22 protein-coding genes are annotated in these 19,618 nt (G+C 63.4%); 12 read left to right on the top strand and 10 right to left on the bottom strand.

Annotated elements, in window-relative coordinates:
* Window positions 1-99 precede the first annotated feature (99 nt).
* Complete coding sequence (locus QAZ22_RS03360) at window positions 100-1,134, top strand: 2-dehydropantoate 2-reductase (RefSeq protein WP_278205563.1); 1,035 nt, start codon at window positions 100-102, stop codon at window positions 1,132-1,134.
* On the opposite strand, the gene QAZ22_RS03355 is transcribed toward QAZ22_RS03360, so the two are convergent.
* The 4 genes from QAZ22_RS03355 to dapD form a co-directional block, all read right to left on the bottom strand.
* Complete coding sequence (locus QAZ22_RS03355) at window positions 1,109-1,810, bottom strand: hypothetical protein (RefSeq protein WP_278205562.1); 702 nt, start codon at window positions 1,808-1,810, stop codon at window positions 1,109-1,111. The two genes, QAZ22_RS03360 and QAZ22_RS03355, sit on opposite strands and share 26 nt — an antisense overlap.
* 9 nt (window positions 1,811-1,819) lie before the next feature.
* Window positions 1,820-2,197, bottom strand: coding sequence for a DUF805 domain-containing protein (locus QAZ22_RS03350; protein WP_278205561.1), 378 nt, complete (start codon window positions 2,195-2,197; stop codon window positions 1,820-1,822).
* Window positions 2,190-2,552, bottom strand: a complete 363-nt coding sequence (locus QAZ22_RS03345; protein WP_278205560.1) for a DUF805 domain-containing protein — start codon at window positions 2,550-2,552, stop codon at window positions 2,190-2,192. Before QAZ22_RS03345 ends, QAZ22_RS03350 begins: the two co-directional genes overlap by 8 nt.
* A 72-nt stretch (window positions 2,553-2,624) precedes the next feature.
* A complete protein-coding gene (gene dapD / locus QAZ22_RS03340) occupies window positions 2,625-3,479 on the bottom strand; it encodes a 2,3,4,5-tetrahydropyridine-2,6-dicarboxylate N-succinyltransferase (RefSeq protein WP_278205559.1) in 855 nt (284 codons plus the stop codon).
* Between the two features lie 143 nt (window positions 3,480-3,622).
* Here dapD and QAZ22_RS03335 point away from each other — a divergent pair, with 143 nt between their 5' ends.
* Entirely contained in the window at window positions 3,623-4,462 is an 840-nt protein-coding gene (locus tag QAZ22_RS03335; RefSeq protein ID WP_278205558.1) for an LOG family protein, read from the top strand.
* 12 nt (window positions 4,463-4,474) lie between these two features.
* Here the strand turns inward: QAZ22_RS03335 and QAZ22_RS03330 are convergent, their stop codons facing one another.
* Both QAZ22_RS03330 and QAZ22_RS03325 read right to left on the bottom strand, forming a co-directional pair.
* The gene (locus tag QAZ22_RS03330; RefSeq protein ID WP_278205557.1) at window positions 4,475-5,116 is read right to left on the bottom strand and encodes a response regulator transcription factor; all 642 of its coding nucleotides are present in this window, start codon (window positions 5,114-5,116) and stop codon (window positions 4,475-4,477) included.
* Window positions 5,117-5,500: 384 nt separating this feature from the next.
* Window positions 5,501-6,190, bottom strand: a complete 690-nt coding sequence (locus QAZ22_RS03325; RefSeq protein WP_278205556.1) for a sensor histidine kinase — start codon at window positions 6,188-6,190, stop codon at window positions 5,501-5,503.
* 285 nt (window positions 6,191-6,475) lie between these two features.
* On the opposite strand from QAZ22_RS03325, the gene QAZ22_RS03320 reads away from it, so the two are divergent.
* The 3 genes from QAZ22_RS03320 to QAZ22_RS03310 all read left to right on the top strand — a co-directional run bounded on the left by QAZ22_RS03320 (window position 6,476) and on the right by QAZ22_RS03310 (window position 7,990).
* Complete coding sequence (locus QAZ22_RS03320; RefSeq protein ID WP_278205555.1) at window positions 6,476-6,892, top strand: hypothetical protein; 417 nt, start codon at window positions 6,476-6,478, stop codon at window positions 6,890-6,892.
* Window positions 6,893-7,043: 151 nt separating this feature from the next.
* The gene (locus QAZ22_RS03315) at window positions 7,044-7,493 is read left to right on the top strand and encodes a hypothetical protein (protein WP_278205554.1); all 450 of its coding nucleotides are present in this window, start codon (window positions 7,044-7,046) and stop codon (window positions 7,491-7,493) included.
* Window positions 7,493-7,990, top strand: a complete 498-nt coding sequence (locus QAZ22_RS03310) for a hypothetical protein (protein ID WP_278205553.1) — start codon at window positions 7,493-7,495, stop codon at window positions 7,988-7,990. The genes QAZ22_RS03315 and QAZ22_RS03310 overlap by 1 nt, the downstream gene beginning before the upstream one ends.
* Before the next feature lie 353 nt (window positions 7,991-8,343).
* Here the strand turns inward: QAZ22_RS03310 and QAZ22_RS03305 are convergent, their stop codons facing one another.
* The gene (locus tag QAZ22_RS03305) at window positions 8,344-9,051 is read right to left on the bottom strand and encodes a pyrimidine 5'-nucleotidase (protein WP_278205552.1); all 708 of its coding nucleotides are present in this window, start codon (window positions 9,049-9,051) and stop codon (window positions 8,344-8,346) included.
* Window positions 9,052-9,201: 150 nt separating this feature from the next.
* Between QAZ22_RS03305 and QAZ22_RS03300 the strand changes: the two genes are divergently transcribed.
* From QAZ22_RS03300 to QAZ22_RS03290, 3 genes are all read left to right on the top strand, one after another.
* The gene (locus tag QAZ22_RS03300; protein ID WP_278205551.1) at window positions 9,202-9,963 is read left to right on the top strand and encodes a GGDEF domain-containing protein; all 762 of its coding nucleotides are present in this window, start codon (window positions 9,202-9,204) and stop codon (window positions 9,961-9,963) included.
* Window positions 9,964-10,166: 203 nt separating this feature from the next.
* Window positions 10,167-10,325 (top strand): hypothetical protein, encoded by a 159-nt coding sequence (locus QAZ22_RS03295; protein ID WP_278205550.1) that lies wholly within the window; start codon window positions 10,167-10,169, stop codon window positions 10,323-10,325.
* On the top strand, window positions 10,322-11,821 hold the full coding sequence (locus QAZ22_RS03290) for a GMC family oxidoreductase (protein ID WP_278205549.1): 1,500 nt from the start codon (window positions 10,322-10,324) through the stop codon (window positions 11,819-11,821). The genes QAZ22_RS03295 and QAZ22_RS03290 overlap by 4 nt, the downstream gene beginning before the upstream one ends.
* Here the strand turns inward: QAZ22_RS03290 and QAZ22_RS03285 are convergent.
* Window positions 11,816-11,977 carry a hypothetical protein gene (locus QAZ22_RS03285; RefSeq protein WP_278205548.1) on the bottom strand — a complete coding sequence of 54 codons (162 nt, stop codon included), beginning with the start codon at window positions 11,975-11,977 and terminating at the stop codon, window positions 11,816-11,818. The genes QAZ22_RS03290 and QAZ22_RS03285 overlap by 6 nt on opposite strands.
* A gap of 95 nt (window positions 11,978-12,072) precedes the next feature.
* On the opposite strand from QAZ22_RS03285, the gene QAZ22_RS03280 reads away from it, so the two are divergent.
* Entirely contained in the window at window positions 12,073-12,564 is a 492-nt protein-coding gene (locus tag QAZ22_RS03280) for a MarR family transcriptional regulator (RefSeq protein WP_278205547.1), read from the top strand.
* Window positions 12,565-12,715: 151 nt separating this feature from the next.
* Here QAZ22_RS03280 and phhA read toward each other — a convergent pair whose 3' ends face one another.
* Complete coding sequence (gene phhA / locus QAZ22_RS03275) at window positions 12,716-13,549, bottom strand: phenylalanine 4-monooxygenase (RefSeq protein WP_278205546.1); 834 nt, start codon at window positions 13,547-13,549, stop codon at window positions 12,716-12,718.
* A gap of 138 nt (window positions 13,550-13,687) precedes the next feature.
* Here phhA and QAZ22_RS03270 point away from each other — a divergent pair, with 138 nt between their 5' ends.
* Together QAZ22_RS03270 and QAZ22_RS03265 are read left to right on the top strand one after the other, a co-directional pair.
* Entirely contained in the window at window positions 13,688-14,164 is a 477-nt protein-coding gene (locus QAZ22_RS03270) for an Lrp/AsnC family transcriptional regulator (protein WP_278205545.1), read from the top strand.
* Between the two features lie 323 nt (window positions 14,165-14,487).
* Window positions 14,488-16,467, top strand: coding sequence for a GGDEF and EAL domain-containing protein (locus QAZ22_RS03265; RefSeq protein WP_278205544.1), 1,980 nt, complete (start codon window positions 14,488-14,490; stop codon window positions 16,465-16,467).
* A gap of 202 nt (window positions 16,468-16,669) precedes the next feature.
* Here QAZ22_RS03265 and QAZ22_RS03260 read toward each other — a convergent pair whose 3' ends face one another.
* Window positions 16,670-17,731 (bottom strand): class I SAM-dependent methyltransferase, encoded by a 1,062-nt coding sequence (locus QAZ22_RS03260; protein WP_278205543.1) that lies wholly within the window; start codon window positions 17,729-17,731, stop codon window positions 16,670-16,672.
* A 312-nt stretch (window positions 17,732-18,043) separates the two neighbouring features.
* On the opposite strand from QAZ22_RS03260, the gene bchE reads away from it, so the two are divergent.
* Window positions 18,044-19,612 (top strand): magnesium-protoporphyrin IX monomethyl ester anaerobic oxidative cyclase, encoded by a 1,569-nt coding sequence (bchE, locus tag QAZ22_RS03255; protein ID WP_278205542.1) that lies wholly within the window; start codon window positions 18,044-18,046, stop codon window positions 19,610-19,612.
* Window positions 19,613-19,618 lie beyond the last annotated feature (6 nt).

Raw genomic sequence — 19,618 nt, 5'->3', positions numbered from 1 at the left:
AGCAGTAACTCTGTCACGGTGGCAGATGATCGCCGATCATGCCGCCGACAATATGGTTGTCATGTCGTATAGTCGCGCGAGCCAGCACGGGATGATCGCATGGCCAATGACGGAAGAACGATTGCGGTTGCCGGCGCCGGCAGCATCGGCTGCTATGTCGGCGGCTGCCTGGCGCTTGCCGGGCGAAAGGTGAATTTCCTGGGCCGTGGCCGCATCGTCGAGACCATGCGCGAGGACGGGCTTCGGGTCAGCGATCTCGACGGTCGCGATCGGCGCATCGACCCTGAGGCGCTCGCGGTCACCGACGATCCGGCGTTGGCGCTGCGCAATGCGGATATCGTTCTTGTCACGGTCAAGAGCGGCGCGACCGAGGAGATGGCGGCGCTCGTCGCAGCCCATGCCCGGCCCGATGCCATCGTGGTCAGCCTGCAGAATGGCGTCGACAACGCGGACAAACTGCGCGTCGGGCTTCCAGCGCGTCGCGTGCTGGCCGGTATGGTTGCGTTCAACGTCGTGCAATCGCCGGACGGCGAGACGCCGTTCCGGGTCCGGCGCGCCAGCGACGGCAAGGTGCTGATCGAGGATACCGTACCCGGCCTCGCCACCTTGCTTGACGTCGAAGGGCTCGCGGTTCGGACCCATGCCGACATGAAGGCGGTGCAGTGGAGCAAGCTGCTGATGAACCTCAACAACGCGCTGGTGGCGCTGTCCAACCTGCCGCTGACGAGGGAACTCGCCGATCGCCGCTGGCGCGTCATCCTGGCGGACCAGATCGACGAGGCACGGGCGGCGATGAAAGCCTCAGGCATCGAGCCGGCGCGCATCGCCGGGCCGCCGCCATGGCTGCTGCCGAAAGTGCTGCGGCTTCCGGACTGGCTGTTCGGACTTCTGGCGCGCCGCATGCTGGCGATCGATCCCGAAGCGCGCGCCTCGATGTGGGACGACCTCGAGCGGGGCCGCCCGACCGAGATCGACGAGTTACAGGGCGCGGTGCTCGGCCTGGCCAGGCAGGCCGGCACGCCGGCGCCTACGATCGAGCGCGTCGCGGCGCTGGTCCGTCAGGCGGAAGCGGAAAAGCGCGGCCCGCCGGGACTGTCGCCTGATGCCGTCAGTGGCGGTCCTCGATCAGCGTGATCTTCTGCCAGATTTTTCTCGACAGGTTGGAGGCCAGGTTCTCGATGTCGTTGACGCCGTCGACAACCACGGCGTCATTGACCGACTGGGCAAACAGCGCGGCGATCTTGCCGGTAATCGACAGCATCTCCGAGCAATAGTCGAGATAGCGCGCGAGGTCGGCGGCATTGGTGATGCGGGCCGGCGAATGCGCCGTCGGCGTGAAACCGGCCGACAGCGCCGCCGGGTCCTTGGTCAATTGGTGCATGTCGATGACATGGATCAGCGAGCGCAATCCGTGAAGCTGGCGGAAGACCTGCTTGCGCTTGATCCGTTCTTCGCTGCGGATCAGGGCGAGGAAGCCGAGCACGGCGAGGATGGCGGTGTTGATCGTCGCCTCGATGCCCTGCACCGACTGCACGGCATCGTCGGTTCCCGAAATGCGGTCGAGCGGCAGGACGGTACCGACGAACAGGAACATCGCCACCCCGGCAATGAAGGCCGCGATGATGACGCCGCGCAGCCACCAGATCGGCGCCTCCAGCTCCTTGGCGGCTTTCGCCAGGTCGCGCGACAGCGACACCAGTTCGGCGGCGACGCCACGCAGGCCTGCGTCCGGAAAGCGCTCGGCCACGCGCTCCTCCAGCCTTTCAGCGGTCTCGATGATCAGCGTCGGGTCGAGCGTGCGGTAGCGCATGGCGGCTGTTCAGCGGTCGGCGGGTGAGTTGGTACGGCTGCCGTAGCGATTGGATCCGGCTTGTCCCGGGAACAGGCAGAGCACCAGGAATGCGACGATCGACACGACAGGGACGAACAGCACCAGTGCCGCGATGCCGGGCTTGTCGAGGTCGTGCAGCCGCTTCACCGCCAGCACGATGTTCGACCACAGCGAGCCGAGGAAGGCCAGGAAGAAGACGAACGACCACAGATTGCTCTCGGCCGAGCCTTCCGGCACCAGCGTGAAGCGGTAGAGCGGAAAAGCCTGGATCAGGGCGACCAGCAATCCGCCGAGAAAATAGGCCGCGCGGCTGACGCGGCCCGAGGTTTCGAAGAAGAGCCAGATGAAGTCTGCTTTTTCAGGCAAGCGGGTCCGGTCCGTATTGATTGGCGCCTCTGGTGCCTTCCAGGATGCCGAGCTCGACCAGCAACCAGATGCCGCCGATGATGGGTATGAGGCCGATCAGCGTCCACCAGCCCGACTTGTTACGGTCGTGCCAGCGTTTGGCATAGAGGGCAATCGCGAAATAGATCGATGCCAGCATGACGAGGATGCCGACGACGCCGATCTGATCGCCGCTGGCCGCGGTGAAACGTGTGCCGAGGATCGAGTCGAGAATGAACGCGACGATGGCAAGAACGATGAATATGCCGATGCCGGCCCAGAACTTGGCGCGGTTGATGCGACCGTCGAAACTCGTCAGCAGATATTTCCAGTCCATGACGCCCCTCCGTGTTGAACCAGCGCGACGGAATGTCGCGCCGGCGGAAGGTGCGTCCGTTTCCGCAAAAGATCAATCGCGCAGCAATTCGTTGATCGAGGTCTTGGAACGGGTCTTGGCGTCGACGCGCTTGACGATGACGGCGCAGTAGAGGCCAGGTCCCGGCTCGCCGCTGGGCAGCGGCTTGCCCGGCAGCGATCCCGCGACTACCACCGAATTTGCCGGCACCTCGCCGTAGAAGACCTCGCCGGTGGCGCGGTCGACGATCTTGGTCGACTGGCCGATGAACACGCCCATGCCGAGCACCGAGCCTTCGCGCACGATGCAGCCCTCGACCACCTCGGAGCGCGCGCCGATGAAGCAATTGTCCTCTATGATGGTCGGGCCGGCCTGCATCGGCTCCAGCACACCGCCGATGCCGACGCCGCCGGAAAGATGCACGTTCTTGCCGATCTGGGCGCAGGAGCCGACCGAGGCCCATGTGTCGACCATCGTGCCCGAATCGACATAGGCGCCGACATTGACGAAGGACGGCATCAGCACCGCGCCCGGCGCGACATAGGCCGAGCGGCGCACGACCGAGGAGGGCACGGCGCGGAAGCCGGCCTTCTCGAAGTCTACGGCGCTCCAGCCGTCGAACTTGGACGGCACCTTGTCCCACCACACCGCCTGGCCCGGGCCGCCCTTGATGATCTCCATCGGGTTCAGCCGGAAGGAGAGCAGCACCGCCTTCTTCAGCCACTGGTTGACGAGCCACTTGCCGTCGTCCTGCCGCTCGGCGACACGGGCCACGCCGCGGTCGAGCAGGTCGAGCGCCGACTGGATGGCGTCGCGTGTTTCGCCGCGTGTCGCGGTCGAAATCGTGTCGCGCTCCTCGAAGGCCTTTTCGATGGTCTTTTCGAGGCTCGCCAGATCGGGCTTCGACATGAATTTGCTCCATTACAAAGCTGTTAAGGGCTGCGCCTTAACCTGTTTTGAAATCGCGCGGACCCTATGTGAAGCCTGGATGAGGGTCAATCGCGGCTGCGTCACGGGACGGCGCAAGTAAAGGATTTGGAACGGTGGACTCAATGACACCCATGGAAAAGGCGGGCTGGACGCCGCTGCCGCATTCGGACGAGGATCTGGAGCGGTCGAAGAGCGTGCCGGACACGCCGCAGACGCGGGCCGAAACCTATCGTCTGGCCTGGAACGATCCCGACTTCATGACGCGGCGCGAATTGCGCCCGGTGCGCCTGCAGCTCGAGCTGCTGAAGCCCGAGATGATCCTTGCCGAGCGCGGCATCCGTTCTACGGTCATCCTGTTCGGCGGGGCGAGGCTGCCGGAGCCGGGCGGCGTCGCCTGGGCGGCGAAGAACGAGACGCAGAAGAAGAACCTCGAGCTGAACAGCAAATATTACGAAGAGGCGCGCAAGTTCGCCCGGCTGTGCTCGCAGCAGTCGGCCACGTCCTACTATCGCGAATTCGTCGTCGTCACCGGCGGCGGACCTGGCGTCATGGAAGCCGGAAACCGCGGCGCCGACGATGTCGGCGCGCCGTCGATCGGCCTCAACATCGTGCTGCCGCACGAGCAGGCGCCGAACGCCTATGTGACGCCGGAGCTCTGCTTCAACTTCCACTATTTCGCCATCCGCAAGATGCATTTCGTCATGCGCGCCAAAGCGGTCGCCGTGTTCCCGGGCGGCTTCGGCACGATGGACGAATTCTTCGAGACGCTGACGCTGATCCAGACCGGGCGCATGGAGCGCGTGCCGGTGATCCTGTTCGGCAAGGCGTTCTGGCAACGGGCGATCGACCTCGATTTCCTTGCCGAGCAGGGCACCATCTCGCCCGGCGACCAGGACATCATCGATTTCGTCGACACCGCCGACGAAGCCTGGGACATCGTCCGCCGCTTCTACAGTCTTTGAAGATGCTGCTCTCTATTGCAGCTCGGCCAGCCAGCCGTTCGAATGCGCGAAGCGCACGATGGCGGCGCGGGAGTGGAGTTCCAGCTTGTCGGTTGCCCGGGTCCGGTAGGTTTCGATCGTCTTGATGCTGAGGTTGAGCCGCGAGGATATTTCCTTGTTGCTGTAGCCGAGGGCAACCAGCTGGATCACCGATCGCTCCCGCTCGCTGAGATTGCCGGGGTCGCATTGCGTGCCATGGCGGGGGCTCAGGATGCGCGCGGCAAGTGCCGGATCGACATAATTGTCGCCGGCCAGCACGCATCGGATGGCCTGCAGCAGATCCGTCGCGGTCGAACGTTTGACTACGAAACCGCGCGCCCCGGCCGCCAGCACCTGGCGCAGGCAGCCGGGGTCCTCATGCGCGGTCAGCGCTATGCAGCCAATCTCGGGAAACCGCTCGACGAGCCGCTCGATCAGCGTGACCCCGTTGACGCCGGGAAGCGAGATATCGACCACGGCGACGTCGGGAAGAGCTCTGCCGATGCCTTCGAGGGCCTCGTCGGCATTCGCCGCCAGTCCGACGATCGTCAGATCGTCCTGGCTGTTGATCATCGCGCCGACACCGGACAGGATGATCGGATGGTCATCGACCACGAATATGCGCCTGCAGCACACCTTTAACCTCCATCAGTCTGTCAAAGGCCCCGCCGCGTGGAGGGGTCCTCTTTGTCCTTGATGGTCTAGGCAACTGCCCCGCCTGGCGCGGGACGCCCGTCTGTCTCAGCAGGCCTGAACGGCCGCAACGGGCAAAGCCATCCCCCGCCTAACCCCATGAGTCGGATTGTAAGCCTCGGCCGACACTTTCGGATGTGGAACGCTTCACTTAGAGCAATTACCGGAAAGAGGTGTCCTGAACGGCACGAAAAACAAATAGTTAGAGCGGATGGCCGGTTTCTGTCCAAACGCCGAACCGGTCAGCCGGTCGCCGAGCCGGAACCGGCATTCTTGTCCGATGATGTCGCGGGGAGGAGGGTGCCGGCGTTAAGCCGTTCATCCGGGTCAGCCGGTCAAAAGCACATCGGCATAGATTGCGGTCCCCTTGCCCTTGGCGGTTTCGACCGTCAGCTCGCCCCCGATCAAGGCAAGGCGCTCTTTCATCCCGGCAAGTCCCAAATGCTGAGAGCCGGGTGCGACATCGGCGTCGAAACCATGGCCATTGTCCTCGACGGCCAGCCGCAGCCTGTTGCCCCGAATGTGGGCCGTCACGCTGACCCGGCTCGGCTTGGCGTGCTTGCCGATGTTGGTGAGGGCCTCCTGCGCGATGCGATAGAGCGTCAGGCCGATTTCGGGCTCGAGCGGCCTCGACAGGGCTTCCAGATCGACGTCGCATGGGATGCCGAGCTGAGCGCACAGCATGCCGGCCAGATCCTCGATCGAGGTGCGAAGCCCCAGGCGTTCGAGATCAGCGGGCCGCAGGCTCCAGGCGGCATCGTGCACCCTGGCGCTCAGCTGGTCGATTAGCTGGGCCGCGCGCGCGAGGCGGGCATCGAGTTCCGCGGAGTCCGCGCGTATGTTGTGCAGTTCCAGCGCCACGCTTGCCAGCATCTGGCCGAGATCGTCGTGCAGCTCGCGCGACAGGCGCAGGCGCTGTTCCTCCTGCACGGCAACCAGGTGCCGCGCCAATTTCCGGCGCCGGGCCTTGTCGTCCCGAGCCTTGTCGTCCTTGCCTGTAGCGATACCCGCCCGCATCAACCTTCTCTTCTCTTTGCCGTCGTGTGGGTCGCAAGCCGTCCACGGGTCGGCGAGAAAAGGCATGAGTATCCGAGCAATATACACCCGCCATATGCCTTTATGCTTGTCAGTTTTTTCCCGATGACTTCGACTTTTCCCGACAAGGGCATCGGCTGAAAAACCGACAGCCCATGCCGATCAGCCCCAATGTTTCGGCGTCATTTCTGCCGGCATCCTTGTTGTGTCGTCTCGGTCATCTTCGTGCCGGCCGAGATCTTCAACACCACAACCAAGGAGAACGTCATGAAAAGCATCATCCTGGCCGCGGCTATCCTGTCGGCTCTGACAGTTTCGGCATCCGCACTGTCGATCGGTAGCGGCAACGGCAACGGCAACGGCAACGTCGGGGTCGGCAACGGCAACGGAAACGGCAATGCCAACACCGGCGCCTTCAACGGCAACTTCAACGGCAACGGCAATTTCGGCATCGGCAACGGCAACGGAAACGGCAATGCCAACCTCGGCGCCTTCAACGGCAACTTCAACGGAAACCTCAATGCCGGCGTCGCCAACGGCAACGGGAACGGCAACGGTAACTTCGGCCTCGGCAACGGCAACCTGAACGGCAACGGCAACTTCGGCTTCGGCAACGGCAATGCCAACGGTAACGGCAACTGGGGCATGGGCAACGGCAACGGCAACGGCAACGCCAACCAGTAGCGTCGCAAACCGTCGGCATCGAAAGACGCTGACGCTTCTGGGACCGCCGAGCCTCGCGCCCGTCCCCCACGCCAGGCTATCGCCGGCGGTCCCAGTCCTTTCTCAAGCAGGAAGCCTTTTTCAAAAGCAGAGCCATGGAAGGAATTCGCTCATGAAACCGAGCGTCATATCAGCACTGTGCCTTGGCCTTCTGAGCGCGACCGCCGCGAAGGCCGCCGACACCGGCAGCCAGGCCTTCAGCACATCCCGGATCGCGCAAACCGCCGGTCAGTATGGCCACTACATCGGCTCAGATGTCAGGAGCATGGACCCGCTCGGCAGCCTGGGCGGCAATGCCGGCTACAACAACACCGGCAGCGGCAATATCGGCGCCTTCAACAGCGGGACCGGCAATGTCGGCGCGTTCAACGGCAACAACAACACCTCCTCGACCAGCGGAAACCACAATATCGGAGCCTTCAACGGCAACGGCAACACCGGCGAATACGACGGCAACGCCAATGTCGGCGCCTTCAACGGCAACTTCAACGGCGGCTCCTTCAACGGAAACAGCAACGTCGGCGCCTTCAACGGCAATTTCAACGGCCGGGGAAACCGCTGATGGCCAGGCTCGGGCCACTCGCTTCGGTCCGGCGCGGCACTCGCCAGGCGACCGCGAGGCTGTTCGATGGGAACGGCATCGCGGTTTGCACGCTGCTTGCCGCGATCGTGGTTGCCGACGCCTCGACGGTGGTCAGGATCGCCGATCTTCCCATCGGCCGCCGCGATGTTGCGATTGCCGGCCTGGGTAACGCCGATGGCTCAAACGGCAACTGGAACACCGGAAACTTCAACGGCAACGGCAATCGCGGCAGCTTCAACGGCAATGGCAATACCGGCAATTTCAACGGCAACGGAAATGCCGGCAGTTACAACGGCAATGGCAACGCAGGCAGCTTCAACGGCAACGCCAATTGCGGCAGCGGCTTCGGCAACGGGTTCTCGTCCGACGGCAACGGCAACGGCAAGCGCCAGGCCGTACCCGACTGGTGCCGGTTCCTGAAAAACCTGAACGGCCAACCAGGGCTGCCGCCCGGTACGGTCCCCGACTTCGACTAGGCCCTCGATGCAGGGATTTTGAAACGTGAAGGGCTTGTCGGCGGGTAAGGTTTCATCGTTCGCTTCGAGCCATGGCAGACGTTTGGAATTGGCTGAAGCCTCCCAACGTCGTCATCCCAGGGCGAAGCAGGCGCGAAGCTCCGTCGCGGAGACCCTGGGATCCATGCCGCTACCCCGTGCGAAGGGTGCAGCGAAGCAGAATTCTGCACCGTCGCAACGTCTTGACGTCACGGCATGGGATCCTGGGGTCTGCGCCGCGTCGGTTCGCTCCTTGCTCCGCCCCAGGATGACGAAGCGGTCGGCGTTTAGGCCAATCTCCAAGGCATGCGATACGTCAGCAATCTGGGGTTGGTTCAGGCGGTGACGTCGACGATCGCCGTCAGGAAGCCGGCGAGGTCGTCGGTGACGAAATCCACGTCGTCCTCATTTGCCGGATCGCGCTCCCAGATCTCCGAGAAGGTCGGCTCGAAATTGCGCGGCACGACCAGCACCGTCGTCATGCCGAGCGATTTCGGCACCGAGAGGTTGCGCGCCAGATCCTCGAACATCACCGCGTTGTGGCCGGTGACGGAATGCAGCGCCGCGAACCGTTCGTACGTCTGGCGCGCCGGCTTGGGGTTGAGGCCGGCCGCGACGATGTCGAAAATGTCGTCGAAATGGTCCAATACGCCGAGCTGGCGCGCGGCGCGCTCGGCATGCCGGCGGTCGCCATTGGTTAAGATGAATTTGCGGCCTGGAAGCTGGCGAATCGCGGCGCCCAGCACCGGATCGGGCACCAGCCAGGAATAGTCGATGTCGTGCACCTTCTCGAGGAAGTCGTCCGGGTCGATGCCGTGGCGCGCCATCAGCCCGTTCAGCGTCGTGCCATACTCCTGGTAGAGCTCTTTCTGCAGCTTGCGCGCGTCCTCGCGCGACAGCGTCAGCAGCTCGCCGACATAAGCGGTCATCTTCACGTCGATCTGCGCGAACAGATTCGAATGATGCGGGTAGAGCGTGTTGTCGAGGTCGAACACCCAATCCGTGACATGGGCAAATCGCGAGGGGTCGGGTGTCGTTGTCATGCCTTCCTTATGGCATGCTGGCGCGGACTTTATCCACAACTTCCGCGCGTCTTGCGTCGTGAAAATGGCGGCTCGCTTCAAATTTTAACCGTCCCGGAAAGGTCGCCTTCAGCGCTTGCTGGCACAGAGGCATTCCGTGGGGAGTCAGCGATGAGTCGTATAATTTTGAAGTCCGCAGTCGTCGCCTTCGCCTCGGTCGCCGTTTCGCTCTTGCTGACGCTGGTTGTGGTCCCGGCCATGGGCTTTCCGGTCAGCCGCACCGTCTGGCTGACGGCCACGGTCTGCCCTTTGATGCTCGCCTGGATCGCCAGCGCCGGCACCTTCTGGCAAAGCGACCGTCTGAAGAACGCGCATCGCGAGCTTGCCCGCGCGCATGCGCAGCTCGCCGCCGCCCACAGGCGCCTGTCCGAGAAGGCAAGTCGCGACGACATGACCGGCATGCTCAACCGCGAGACCTTCTTCGCCGCGCTCGACGGTTCCCGCCGCAAGGCCGATCGCGGCGCGCTGCTGATCATCGACGCCGATCACTTCAAGACCATCAACGACAATTACGGTCACCTGACCGGCGACGACGCGCTGCTTTTGATTGCCAGCGCCATCGAGCGTGGCGTGCGCGGCGGCGATGTGCTCGGCCGCATCGGCGGCGAGGAATTCGCCGCCTTCCTTGTCGGCGCCACCGAGCCGGAAGCGAGGCGCGTGGCCGAGCGCATCCGCCGCGAGGTCGAGCTGATCCGCTTCCGTCCCGTCGATGAGCGGACCGTGCCGTTGACCGTCTCGATCGGCGGCATCACCTGCGGCGAGAGCGCCACCGTGTCGGAGCTGATGCGCGCCGCCGACCGCAGGCTCTACGAGGCCAAGCATCGCGGCCGCAACCTGTCCATTCTCGATCGCGACATTTCGGAAGCCGCATGAAGCCGTTCCGCGCGCGCCGAGCGGAGCAACGAGGCGTTAGCGAAGTCCTAACCCTTTCCAGATTCAACCGCCGCGATCACGTGGGTGTAACCGGGTTTTCACCTGGACCTGGCACGAAATTAGCCTCTGCGGCGGCATGTGTGCCGTCCGAGGACGGCGTGCGTGTATCGAGCCCCATCGAAAGACGTGTCATGAGCCATTTCATGAGAAAGATGTCGCGCCGCGCGATCGTGCAGGCGCTGATCGCGTTGCCCGCGCTGTCGCTGTTCCGCAACCAGCCTGCCGTCGGCCCTGACGAGATCGTCCGCGACGAAATCATAGAGATCAATGGCTGGATCCTGAGGCGGAGCGACCTCGCATGATCTTCGACAGCTACGAGGCCTATAAGCAGGCGGGCTTCAGGCCCATGGCCTGCATCCTCGGCTCCGGCCCCGCCGGCACCACGATCGCCAGGAAACTGGGCGCCGCCGGCATTCCGGTGGTCGTCCTGGAGGCCGGCTCGCGCGAGTTCGGCGATGAATCCCAGGATTTCTATCGCGGCACCACGGTCGGCGACTACTATTTCGATCTCGACATCACCCGTCTGCGCTTCATGGGCGGCTCTTCCAACCATTGGGCGGGCTGGTGCCGTGTGCTCGACAAACAGGATTTCGAGCCCAAGGCCTGGGCGCCGGACACCGGCTGGCCGATCGGCCGCGCCGATATCGAGCCCTATCTGCGGGAAGTCCAGGACATTCTCGAACTGCCCGATTTCCGGCCGGATGTGCCGATTTCGGACGACATCCGCTGGGTGCAGCTGATCAAGAGCCCGGCAGTGCGCTTCGGCGAGAAATTCGCCGACGAGCTCGACCGGAGCAAGAACATCGCCGTCGTGCTCAATACCTACGCGACCGAGCTCGCCGGCGACGGCAAGCGCGTCACCGGCGCCAGATTGTGCTCGGACGGCCAGGACGCCGGCGCCTTCGCGGCGGACTACTTCATCATCTGCACCGGCGGGCTGGAGAACTCCAGGCTACTTTTGTGGTCGAATCAGCGCTCGAATGGCGGCGTCGTGCCGAACGCCGCCGCGCTCGGCCGCTATTGGATGGAGCATCCGACCTTCCAGGGCGGCAACGCCATCCTCGCCAACTACGACGAGTTCGAGGTCGACGCCTCGAACGAAGCTTTCTTTTCGCCGACGCTTGCCGCGATGGAGCGGCTGCAGATCCTGAATTTCGGCATCCGCCTGATCGAGTCGCCTTATCCCCACGTCAAGCGGCTGATCGCCGACCTCGCCTGCACCGCGCCCAATATGGCGGAGTGGATGTCCGACCAACTCGGCCAGCGCCTGCGCTGTGCCGCCCAGCTCTACGTTGCCTGGGAACAGGCGCCGCTCGCCTCGAACCGGATCGAGCTGTCGAAGACCGATGTCGACTACGCCGGCGTGCCGCGCATCGAACTGCGCTGGAAGAAGTCGCCGCTTGAGCGCCGCACGCTGCTCGAAGGCCTGAGGCTTTTCGGCGCGACCTTGGCGCAGAAGAATCTCGGCCGCGTGCGCATCGCTGACTGGATCGGCAATGGCGGCGACTACCCGACGGATGAGGAGACGGCGGGGAACCATCATATGGGCGGCACCCGGATGGGCACCGATGTCTCGAAGAGTGTCGTCGACGCCAACTGCAAGGTCCATGGCATGGACAACCTCTATGTCGGCGGCTCCTCGGTGTTCTGCACCTCCGGACAGTGCAACCCGACGACCACCATCACCGCGCTCGCCTGCCGGCTGGGCGACCACCTTGGCAAGGTGATCAGGGGCGGCGCCGGGACATCGAACGGCGGCCGGCGCCGCCATGGCGGGGAGATTGTGAGCTCGCTATAGCCCGTATACGGCGACGCGCACCAGCACGGCCGCGGCGGCAAGTGCTACCAGCAGGATGCCAAGCCCGATGGGCGAGCCCCAGCCGTACCATTCCATCGCCAGCTTGGCGTATCTGTATTCCTCCTCGTTCGAGAGAGGGGTGCGCTGTTGAATCATTGTTCACTCCTTGTTGGCGACTTTGCCCTTGCCTTGCAAAGGGTGACGTCGCATATTGATACGATGGTCTTAATGTTAGACAGATTAATAGTTAGATGGTCGAAACAAACCCGTCAAGCACGAATCGCGCGGAAATGACAAAGGCCGTCAGCCTCGCCGTCATGCGCTGGCAGGACGCGACGCAGGCCTATGACGAGGCGGTAGGCGCGCGGCTCGGGCTGATCGCGGCCGAGCGGCATTGCCTGGGCCTGCTCTATGGCGGCCCGCAGTCGGCGGGCGCCGTAGCCGCGGCAACGGGACTCACGCCGGCGGCCGTCACCGCATTGATCGATCGGCTGGAGGCGCGCGGGCTTGTCACTCGAACCCGCAGCCTGGAGGACAGGCGCAAGGTGGTGATCGAGGCGACCGAGCTGACCAGAGAGCTGTCGGAGCGCTATTATGGCGCCATAGCGCGGGAGGGCGAAAAGGTGGTGGCGAGCTTCAGCGACGCCGAGCTGGCTGCCGTGCTGCGCTTCATCAACGCCGCGCTCGACCTGCAGAGCGAGCAACTGGCGAGGCTCAAGGCTGAGCCGGTCGCTGCCGGCTGAGAAAGCAGCGACTGAGGAAGCGCCTTCCGAATAAACCCAGAGCGGTTCAGCCGCCTTGCCGGCGGCCGAACCGCTCTGACGGCCGGCTGGGCGAAAGCCGGATCTTGAAGCGCGCCGAGCGGTTTCAGGCGCCGCGCCTTTGTTTCGATGCCTAAACCGTCGCCGGGTCGAGCGCCGGCTGGCCCTTGAAGCGCGTCACGATACCGGCGAGCGCATCGCTGGCGAAGGCGTCGCGCAGCGCATCGAAGGACGGCAGCACGAAATAGGCGCGCTGGAACTTGTCGATCTCGTAGCCGGTGCGCATCACCGTCTCGAGGTCGAACGGCACGTGGTGGGCATCCTTGCTTTCGACCGCGAACTGCAGCTCGGTGAAGGACGACATCAGCCCGGCGCCGAATGCCTTCAGCGGCTGTCCCGGTTCCTGGATGAGGCCGTATTCGGCGCTGTACCAGTAGAGCCGGGTGATCATCTCGTCGCCGCCGAGCGCAATCAGATCCTCGGCCTTCTCGCCATACATCTGCATGAAGTCGGCGAACACCGGCTGGGTCAGGATCGGCACATGGCCGAAGAAGTCGTGGAACATGTCCGGCTCGACGATGTAGTCCAGTTCCTTGCGGGTCCGCAGCCAGTTGGTGACCGGGAAGCGCCGGTTGGCCAGGTGATCGAAAAACGGGCCGGCGGGGATCAGGCCCGGCACCGCCACGATCTCCCAGCCGGTCAGCTTGCGCAGCGTCTCGCTGACGGCGTCGAAATCCGGAATTTTGTCGAGCAGGCCAAGCGCCGCGACGCCGTCGAGATAGGAATGGTGCGCAAGCCTCTGCGTCAGCTTCGTCTGGCGGTCGCAGAGCGTGCGCCACACCGCCTGCTCCTCGGCCGAATAATTGTAATCCTGCGCAACGGTGAAATCGGCGCGGCAGACCGAATAGTCGCCGCGCAGGCCCTGCGCTGCGCAGTCGCGGGCATAGTCGGCAACGCTGATCGTCATGTCTTCCTCCTCAAAATCATGATCCGCGGATGGTCGAGCAATGGTAGCCAAGGCCGATGAGGCAATTCAGCCTCGTTTGTATCCTGACGAGCGGTTTTGAGGTAAACTTGGCTTTGAAACGAGCAGATGGGAGTGAAAATGCCTCAGTTGGATGAGTTCGAGATAAAGATGCTCGACATCCTGCAGCGTGATGGGCGCAAGCCGGTGTCCGAGCTGGCGCAGGAGATCGGCCTGTCGACCACGCCTTGCGCGCGCCGCTTCGAAGCGCTGCAAGGCGCCGGCATCATCAAGGGTTTTGCCGCCGTGCTCAGCCGCCGCGCCGTCGGCTTGATGGTCGAGGTGTTCATCCAGGTGCGGCTGGTGAGCCACAGCGACGGTTCGCCGGAGAGCTTCATCGCCGCGGTGCAGCGCATGGACGAGGTCTCGTCCTGCTGGACGATGACCGGCGACCACGATTTCCTGCTGCATGTCATGGTGCCGTCGGTGGACGATCTCAACGCCTTCGTCATGCACCGGCTGATGCGGCTCCCCGGCGTGCGCGACGTTCACACCCAGCTCGTGCTGCAGAACATCAAAGGCCCCGGCCACGTGCCGCTCAGCCATCTGCGACGGTGACTGTCCCTGTATCGGGGCGCTCAATTCGACGGCAAATGGAATGGGGCCGGACAAGCGTTAAGGTAAAGACATGTTCGGAGATTGGCGGCAGCCCTATTGTTGCGAGATACTGCCTTTGCAGATGGGAGGAAAGCATGATTGTGAACTGGCTCGTAACGCCAGGCTGCCGTGTGGAATCCTTGCCGGGTCGTCGTGTCGGAGCGATCGCGCGATGCGTTTACCGCCGGTTAGCAACATTAGTGTTTCATAATAGGTCAGGCTTGCCTTCGTCCTCGCGCGAGGACTTGACGCTCGCGCGCAGGATGATCGCCAAGGAGCACTGAATGCAACTGACGGAGGATGTGGCACAGAGGGTCACCGAAGCGATTTCACGCCCCTCGTGGAAATCGGCCGACCCGATACTTTTTGCGATGCTCCTGCAGAAGAACGCGGATCAGAATCGCAAGGTCGTGCGCTGGGGCATAGCGGCGGCGGTGTTGAGCTATATCTCCTACGGCGCCTTCGACTTGTTTCTGTTCCCGGACGTCGCCGACCGTTTGATCCTGACGCGCCTGTCGTTGGGATTGACCTTCCTGGTGCTTGTCGAACTCGTCGCCCGACACAGTCGGGCCATCACCACCCTGCACTACGTTGCTGCCCTGGCGATCGTGACCGGCGCCATCGGATGGCTGCTGTCGGCGCTAGGCACCGCATATCAGGAGGCGCTGTCCCACTTCATCATCTTCGGCACGGTGTTCATTCTCGGCGCCAACCTGTTCTTCAATTTCCGGTTATGGCTCTCGGCGCTGTCGTCCGCGACGGTGACGGTCGCCTTCGTCGGCGCCACGCTGTTCTACCTTCATGCCGGCTTTGCCACACGCCTGGTGCTTTCGACCTATTTCGCGAATTGCCTCGTTTTGTCGCTTTATCTTTCATGGCGTCTCGCCATGGAGCGGTACCAGACCTTCCTGCATGCGCTTCAGGCGCAGATCCAGGAGCAGGTCGCCATCGAGAACGGTCAGAAGCTCATCGAGATCGCCGACACGGACCCGCTTACCGGGCTCAAGAACCGCAGGGCGATCACGCGGGAATTCGCGGAACTGTGCAAGGAATGGGCCACGGACAATGACGAAATAGGCGTCATTCTCATGGATGTGGACTACTTCAAGCGGTTCAATGACCGGCTCGGCCATCAAGCCGGCGACGACTGCCTTATCGAACTTGCCCGCGCCTTCGACGAAACGGCGGCGGCCAACCACGCCATCGCGGGACGTTATGGCGGGGAGGAATTCGTCGTGCTCTGCAAGGTCGCCGGACGGGATCATCTTCGCGACGTGACGCACCAATTCTGCCGGGCTGTCGAGGATCTGAAGATTTCGCATCCCGATCGGGACGACAAGCTCAACATCGTTACCATCAGCGCAGGCGCCTCGTTGACGCGCGCGGATCACAGCATAGAGCTTCGGATACTGCTGCAAGAGGCCGACCGCGCGCTCTATGCGTCGAAATTCTCAGGCCGCGCGACCCTCACGATCTATGACGCGCAGGCCACCGACCAGAAGCGCGCCAGCCAGAATCTCTCGGAGCTGCTCAAGCACGCCGTTTCGGAACGACTGGTCTCCGTCGTTTACCAGCCGATCTGCGATGCGACGACCGGCCAGGTGCTTGGCCATGAGTCGTTGATGCGGCTGCGCGACTTCGACGGCAGCATGATCAGCCCATCCGTCTTCATACCCGTCGCCGAGCAGACCGGCGGGATCGAGGAACTCGGAATGTGGCTGATCGATCGGGCCTGCGGCGACATGGTCGAGCACGGATTGGGATCGGTCGTGTCCGCGAACGTGTCGGTCGTCCAGCTCAAGGCTCCGAATTTTCCGCTGCACATCACCGAGATCCTTGGCCGGCACGGCATGGCGCCCCAGAAGCTGGCGCTCGAAGTGACCGAAGGCAGCGATATTTTCCTTGAGGCGCAGGCCGCCAGAAATATCGAGCAGTTGCGGAACCTGGGGGTTCAAATCTGGCTGGACGATTTTGGAACCGGTTTTGCCGGTCTGGCCTGGCTACGTCGGTTCAAGTTCGACGTCGTCAAGATCGACCGCAGCTTCTTGCATGACTGCCAGACGATTCGAGGCCTGAGCCTGTTGCAGGACATGGTCAGGCTTCTGCGCAATCTGGGCCACACGGTGCTTGTCGAGGGCGTCGAGACGAAGGAGCAGCAGAGTTTGCTGCAGCACATGGGCATTCAGTCGGTTCAGGGCTTCCTTACCGGCCGCCCGGTTCCGATCGAAGAGATCAAGCAGGCCAGGCGGGAGCTCGTCGCCTGAAGCATGTCTCCCCGAAAGGCCGGAAACCGGTCTCGGGGCAAAGACATGCGTAAAAATCAAAACCCAAAGCGCATGAAATGCTCTGGGCGCCATCCCTCGGCAAACAGGATTGGGCGCGCGCCAGCAGTCCATGAAAAAGTCGGGCCGCTTTGCGGCCCGACTGGAAATCGAAATGGATCCTTGAAGGCAGCTCCGCTGCCGCCTATGCCGGCGCCCGGGTGCCCCCGCGCTTGCGGATCCTGCCGTAAACGATGTTCCTGTTGGATCCGTAGTAGACCTCGGCATCGACATGGTTCTTGTCCACCGCGGCATTGATGATGTCCCACATGTCGCCCGCCGAACGCAGGATGAGCGGCCAGTCCATGAAGGTCTCCATGTAGCCGTCGGTCGTGATCTCGTCGCTGAAATTGGCGAAGAGGAATTCCCCGTCCGGCTTGACCAGTTCCATGGCTCTCTGAAGCAGACGGGCGCCGACGGGGAGCGGCAGGTAGTCGTACAGGCCGGACGCATAGACGAGATCGAACGTGCCAAGCGGGTAGGCACGCCGCAAAAGACCGCGCACGGATCCGTCCATGGCCTCCACGGCGGTGCCGGCGAGGTCTCGGTTGACCGTGCCGACGCTGACCGGGTCCTGGTCGAGACCGATCCAGCGCTTCAATCTCTTTTCCGCCAGCGCCTTTGAGAGTTCGGCCTCCCGCAAATGGCCGCAGGCGATTGCCAGCACCTCGGCATTTTCCGCCCGCGCGGCCGTTTCATCGACCGTTCTAGCCAGTATCTCGCGACGCTCGCGCCCTGCCACAGAACTCGCCGCCTCGCTCGTATAGGCAAAGATCTCGCGGCCGAGCTGGCTCGACGAAGCGACGATCTCGTTGGCGCTCGGATGCTTGTAGTAGATGTCCAGCAGTGTCGCGTCGCCCGAATAGCCGCGCGGTTTTTCGAAGGACCAGCGCGTGAACGGATCCTGCTTCAGATAGTCCGCCACACGGTGCTGCTGAGCGAGCGGGATCAGTTCCTGCCACAGAGCGGGGGCGACATCGCGGCGCAATTCATGCAATCGACCGGCCAGGCGTTCGACGATTTGCCCCGCCGGCTCCTGGCGCGCGAAGGCCTGGTGGGCGAGGTCCAGCACAAGGGCAAGCTGGGCCGCCCGCGCCTTGAGCTCGACGGCGTCGACCGTCTCCGCGGACGCGGCCTTGTGCTTCTTGATCAACGTCGATGTGATGAGGCTTGCTTCATCAATTTTCAAATCAGGATTCAACGCCATATGGGCATTCCTTGTGGTCCCCCACCGACAATTTATAGATGCATATAAAGATGCATAGAGGTTTAATAAAAGTTTAGGATAAACTGTATTAGGTAATGCTAATGTACTTGTCTCCGAAGGTTTGAGCCGCCGAAAGCCGCGGCGCGATCAACGTGCGGAATGCGTGCCACCACCTCGACGCCGGCTGCGCTTTGGGCGCTTTGAGGGCACGCCCGTCAAATCTGTTGGAAAGCTGCATCGAAACTGCTGAACCGCGCCAAGGCGGCTTCGACATCGGTGTCTAGCAACGGCGGACCGACAAGGAGGTCCGCCATGAACATCGTGTTGATCAACCCGCCGCATACGGCCATCGGCAGCCGCGTGCCCGACGATCATCTGCCGCCACTCGGGTTGCTGGCCATCGGCGGTCCGCTGCTCGACGCCGGCCACCCGGTGCGCCTGGTCGACGCCGAATTCGGGCCGATGCCGCTTCCCGCGCTCGTCGATGACGCTTTGAGCGGTGATCCGGATCTGATCCTAATCGGCCATTCCGGCTCGACCTCGGCGCATCCGACAGCGCTGCGGATCGCCGCGATGATCAAGGCCCGCACTCCGGGGGTCATCATCGTCTATGGCGGCGTCTTCCCGACCTATCACTGGCGCGACGTGCTGGCTGCAACGGCCGTCTTCGACTTCATCGTGCGCGGCGAGGGCGAGGCGACGGCGGTGGCGCTGGTCGAGGCGCTGGAACTGCGCCTGCCGGTCGGAAGCGTCGCCGGCATCGCCTATCGCGACGATCTCGGCCGCCCTTTCGCCACGCCGCCGGCAGCGACGATCGCCGACCTCGACACCTGTCGCGTCGGCTGGGAACTGATCGACCATCGCCGCTACAGCTATTGGGGCGGCAAGCGGGCCGTGGTCATGCAGTTCTCGCGCGGCTGCCCGCATCTGTGCAACTATTGCGGCCAGCGCGGTTTCTGGACCCGCTGGCGCCATCGCGATCCGGTCAGATTCGCCAAGGAAATCGCCTGGCTGCACCGCGAGCATGGTGTCGAGCTGATCAACCTGGCCGACGAGAACCCGACTTCATCGAAGAAGGCCTGGCGCGCCTTTCTCGAAGCCATGATCGCGGAGAACGTGCCGGTGCTGATCGTCGGCTCGACGCGCGCCGACGATATCGTGCGCGACGCCGATATCCTCGATCTCTACCGCAAGGCCGGCGTCATCCGCTGGCTGCTCGGCATGGAGAACACCGACGAGGCGACGCTGTCGCTGATCCGCAAGGGTAGCAGCACCAAGTCCGATCGCGAGGCGATCCGGCTGCTCAGGCAGCACGGCATCCTGTCGATGGCGACCTGGGTCGCCGGCTTCGAGGACGAAGGCTTGCGCGATCTCTGGCGCGGCTTTCGCCAGCTCATCGCCTATGATCCCGACCAGATCCAGGCGCTCTATGTCACGCCGCACCGCTGGACGCCGTTCTTCCGCATCGCCAAGGATCGCAAGGTGATCCAGAAGGACGTCCGCCTCTGGGATTACAAGCACCAGGTCCTGCATATGACGCGGTTGAAACCCTGGATGCTGTTCTTCGCCGTCAAGCTGATCGAGCTTGCCGTGCAATCGCGGCCGAAGGCGCTGGCGCGCATCCTGTTCCACCCCGATCCCGAGCAGCGGCATTCGATGCGCTGGTACACGAGGATGGGCCGCCGCGTCTGGTTCCGCGAGGTCTGGGGCTTTCTCGTCCGCTACCGCCGCGTCCAGGACGGACCGACGCTCGCCGAATTCTGGGGCGCGCCGCAGGACGCCGACGAGGAATCGATGATCGTCCGGCGCCCGGTGCGCCAGCCGACTGTCTCTGCCATCGAAGGGCGCTCAGCAGCCGAGTGGAGAAGATTAGCCGGCTGACGGTAT

The sequence above is a fragment of the Mesorhizobium sp. WSM4906 genome (assembly GCF_029674625.1).
In the GTDB taxonomy this organism is placed as follows: Bacteria; Pseudomonadota; Alphaproteobacteria; order Rhizobiales; family Rhizobiaceae; genus Mesorhizobium.
Note: the sequence above shows the minus strand (reverse complement) of the source record. Positions and strands in the feature narration are given on the sequence as shown.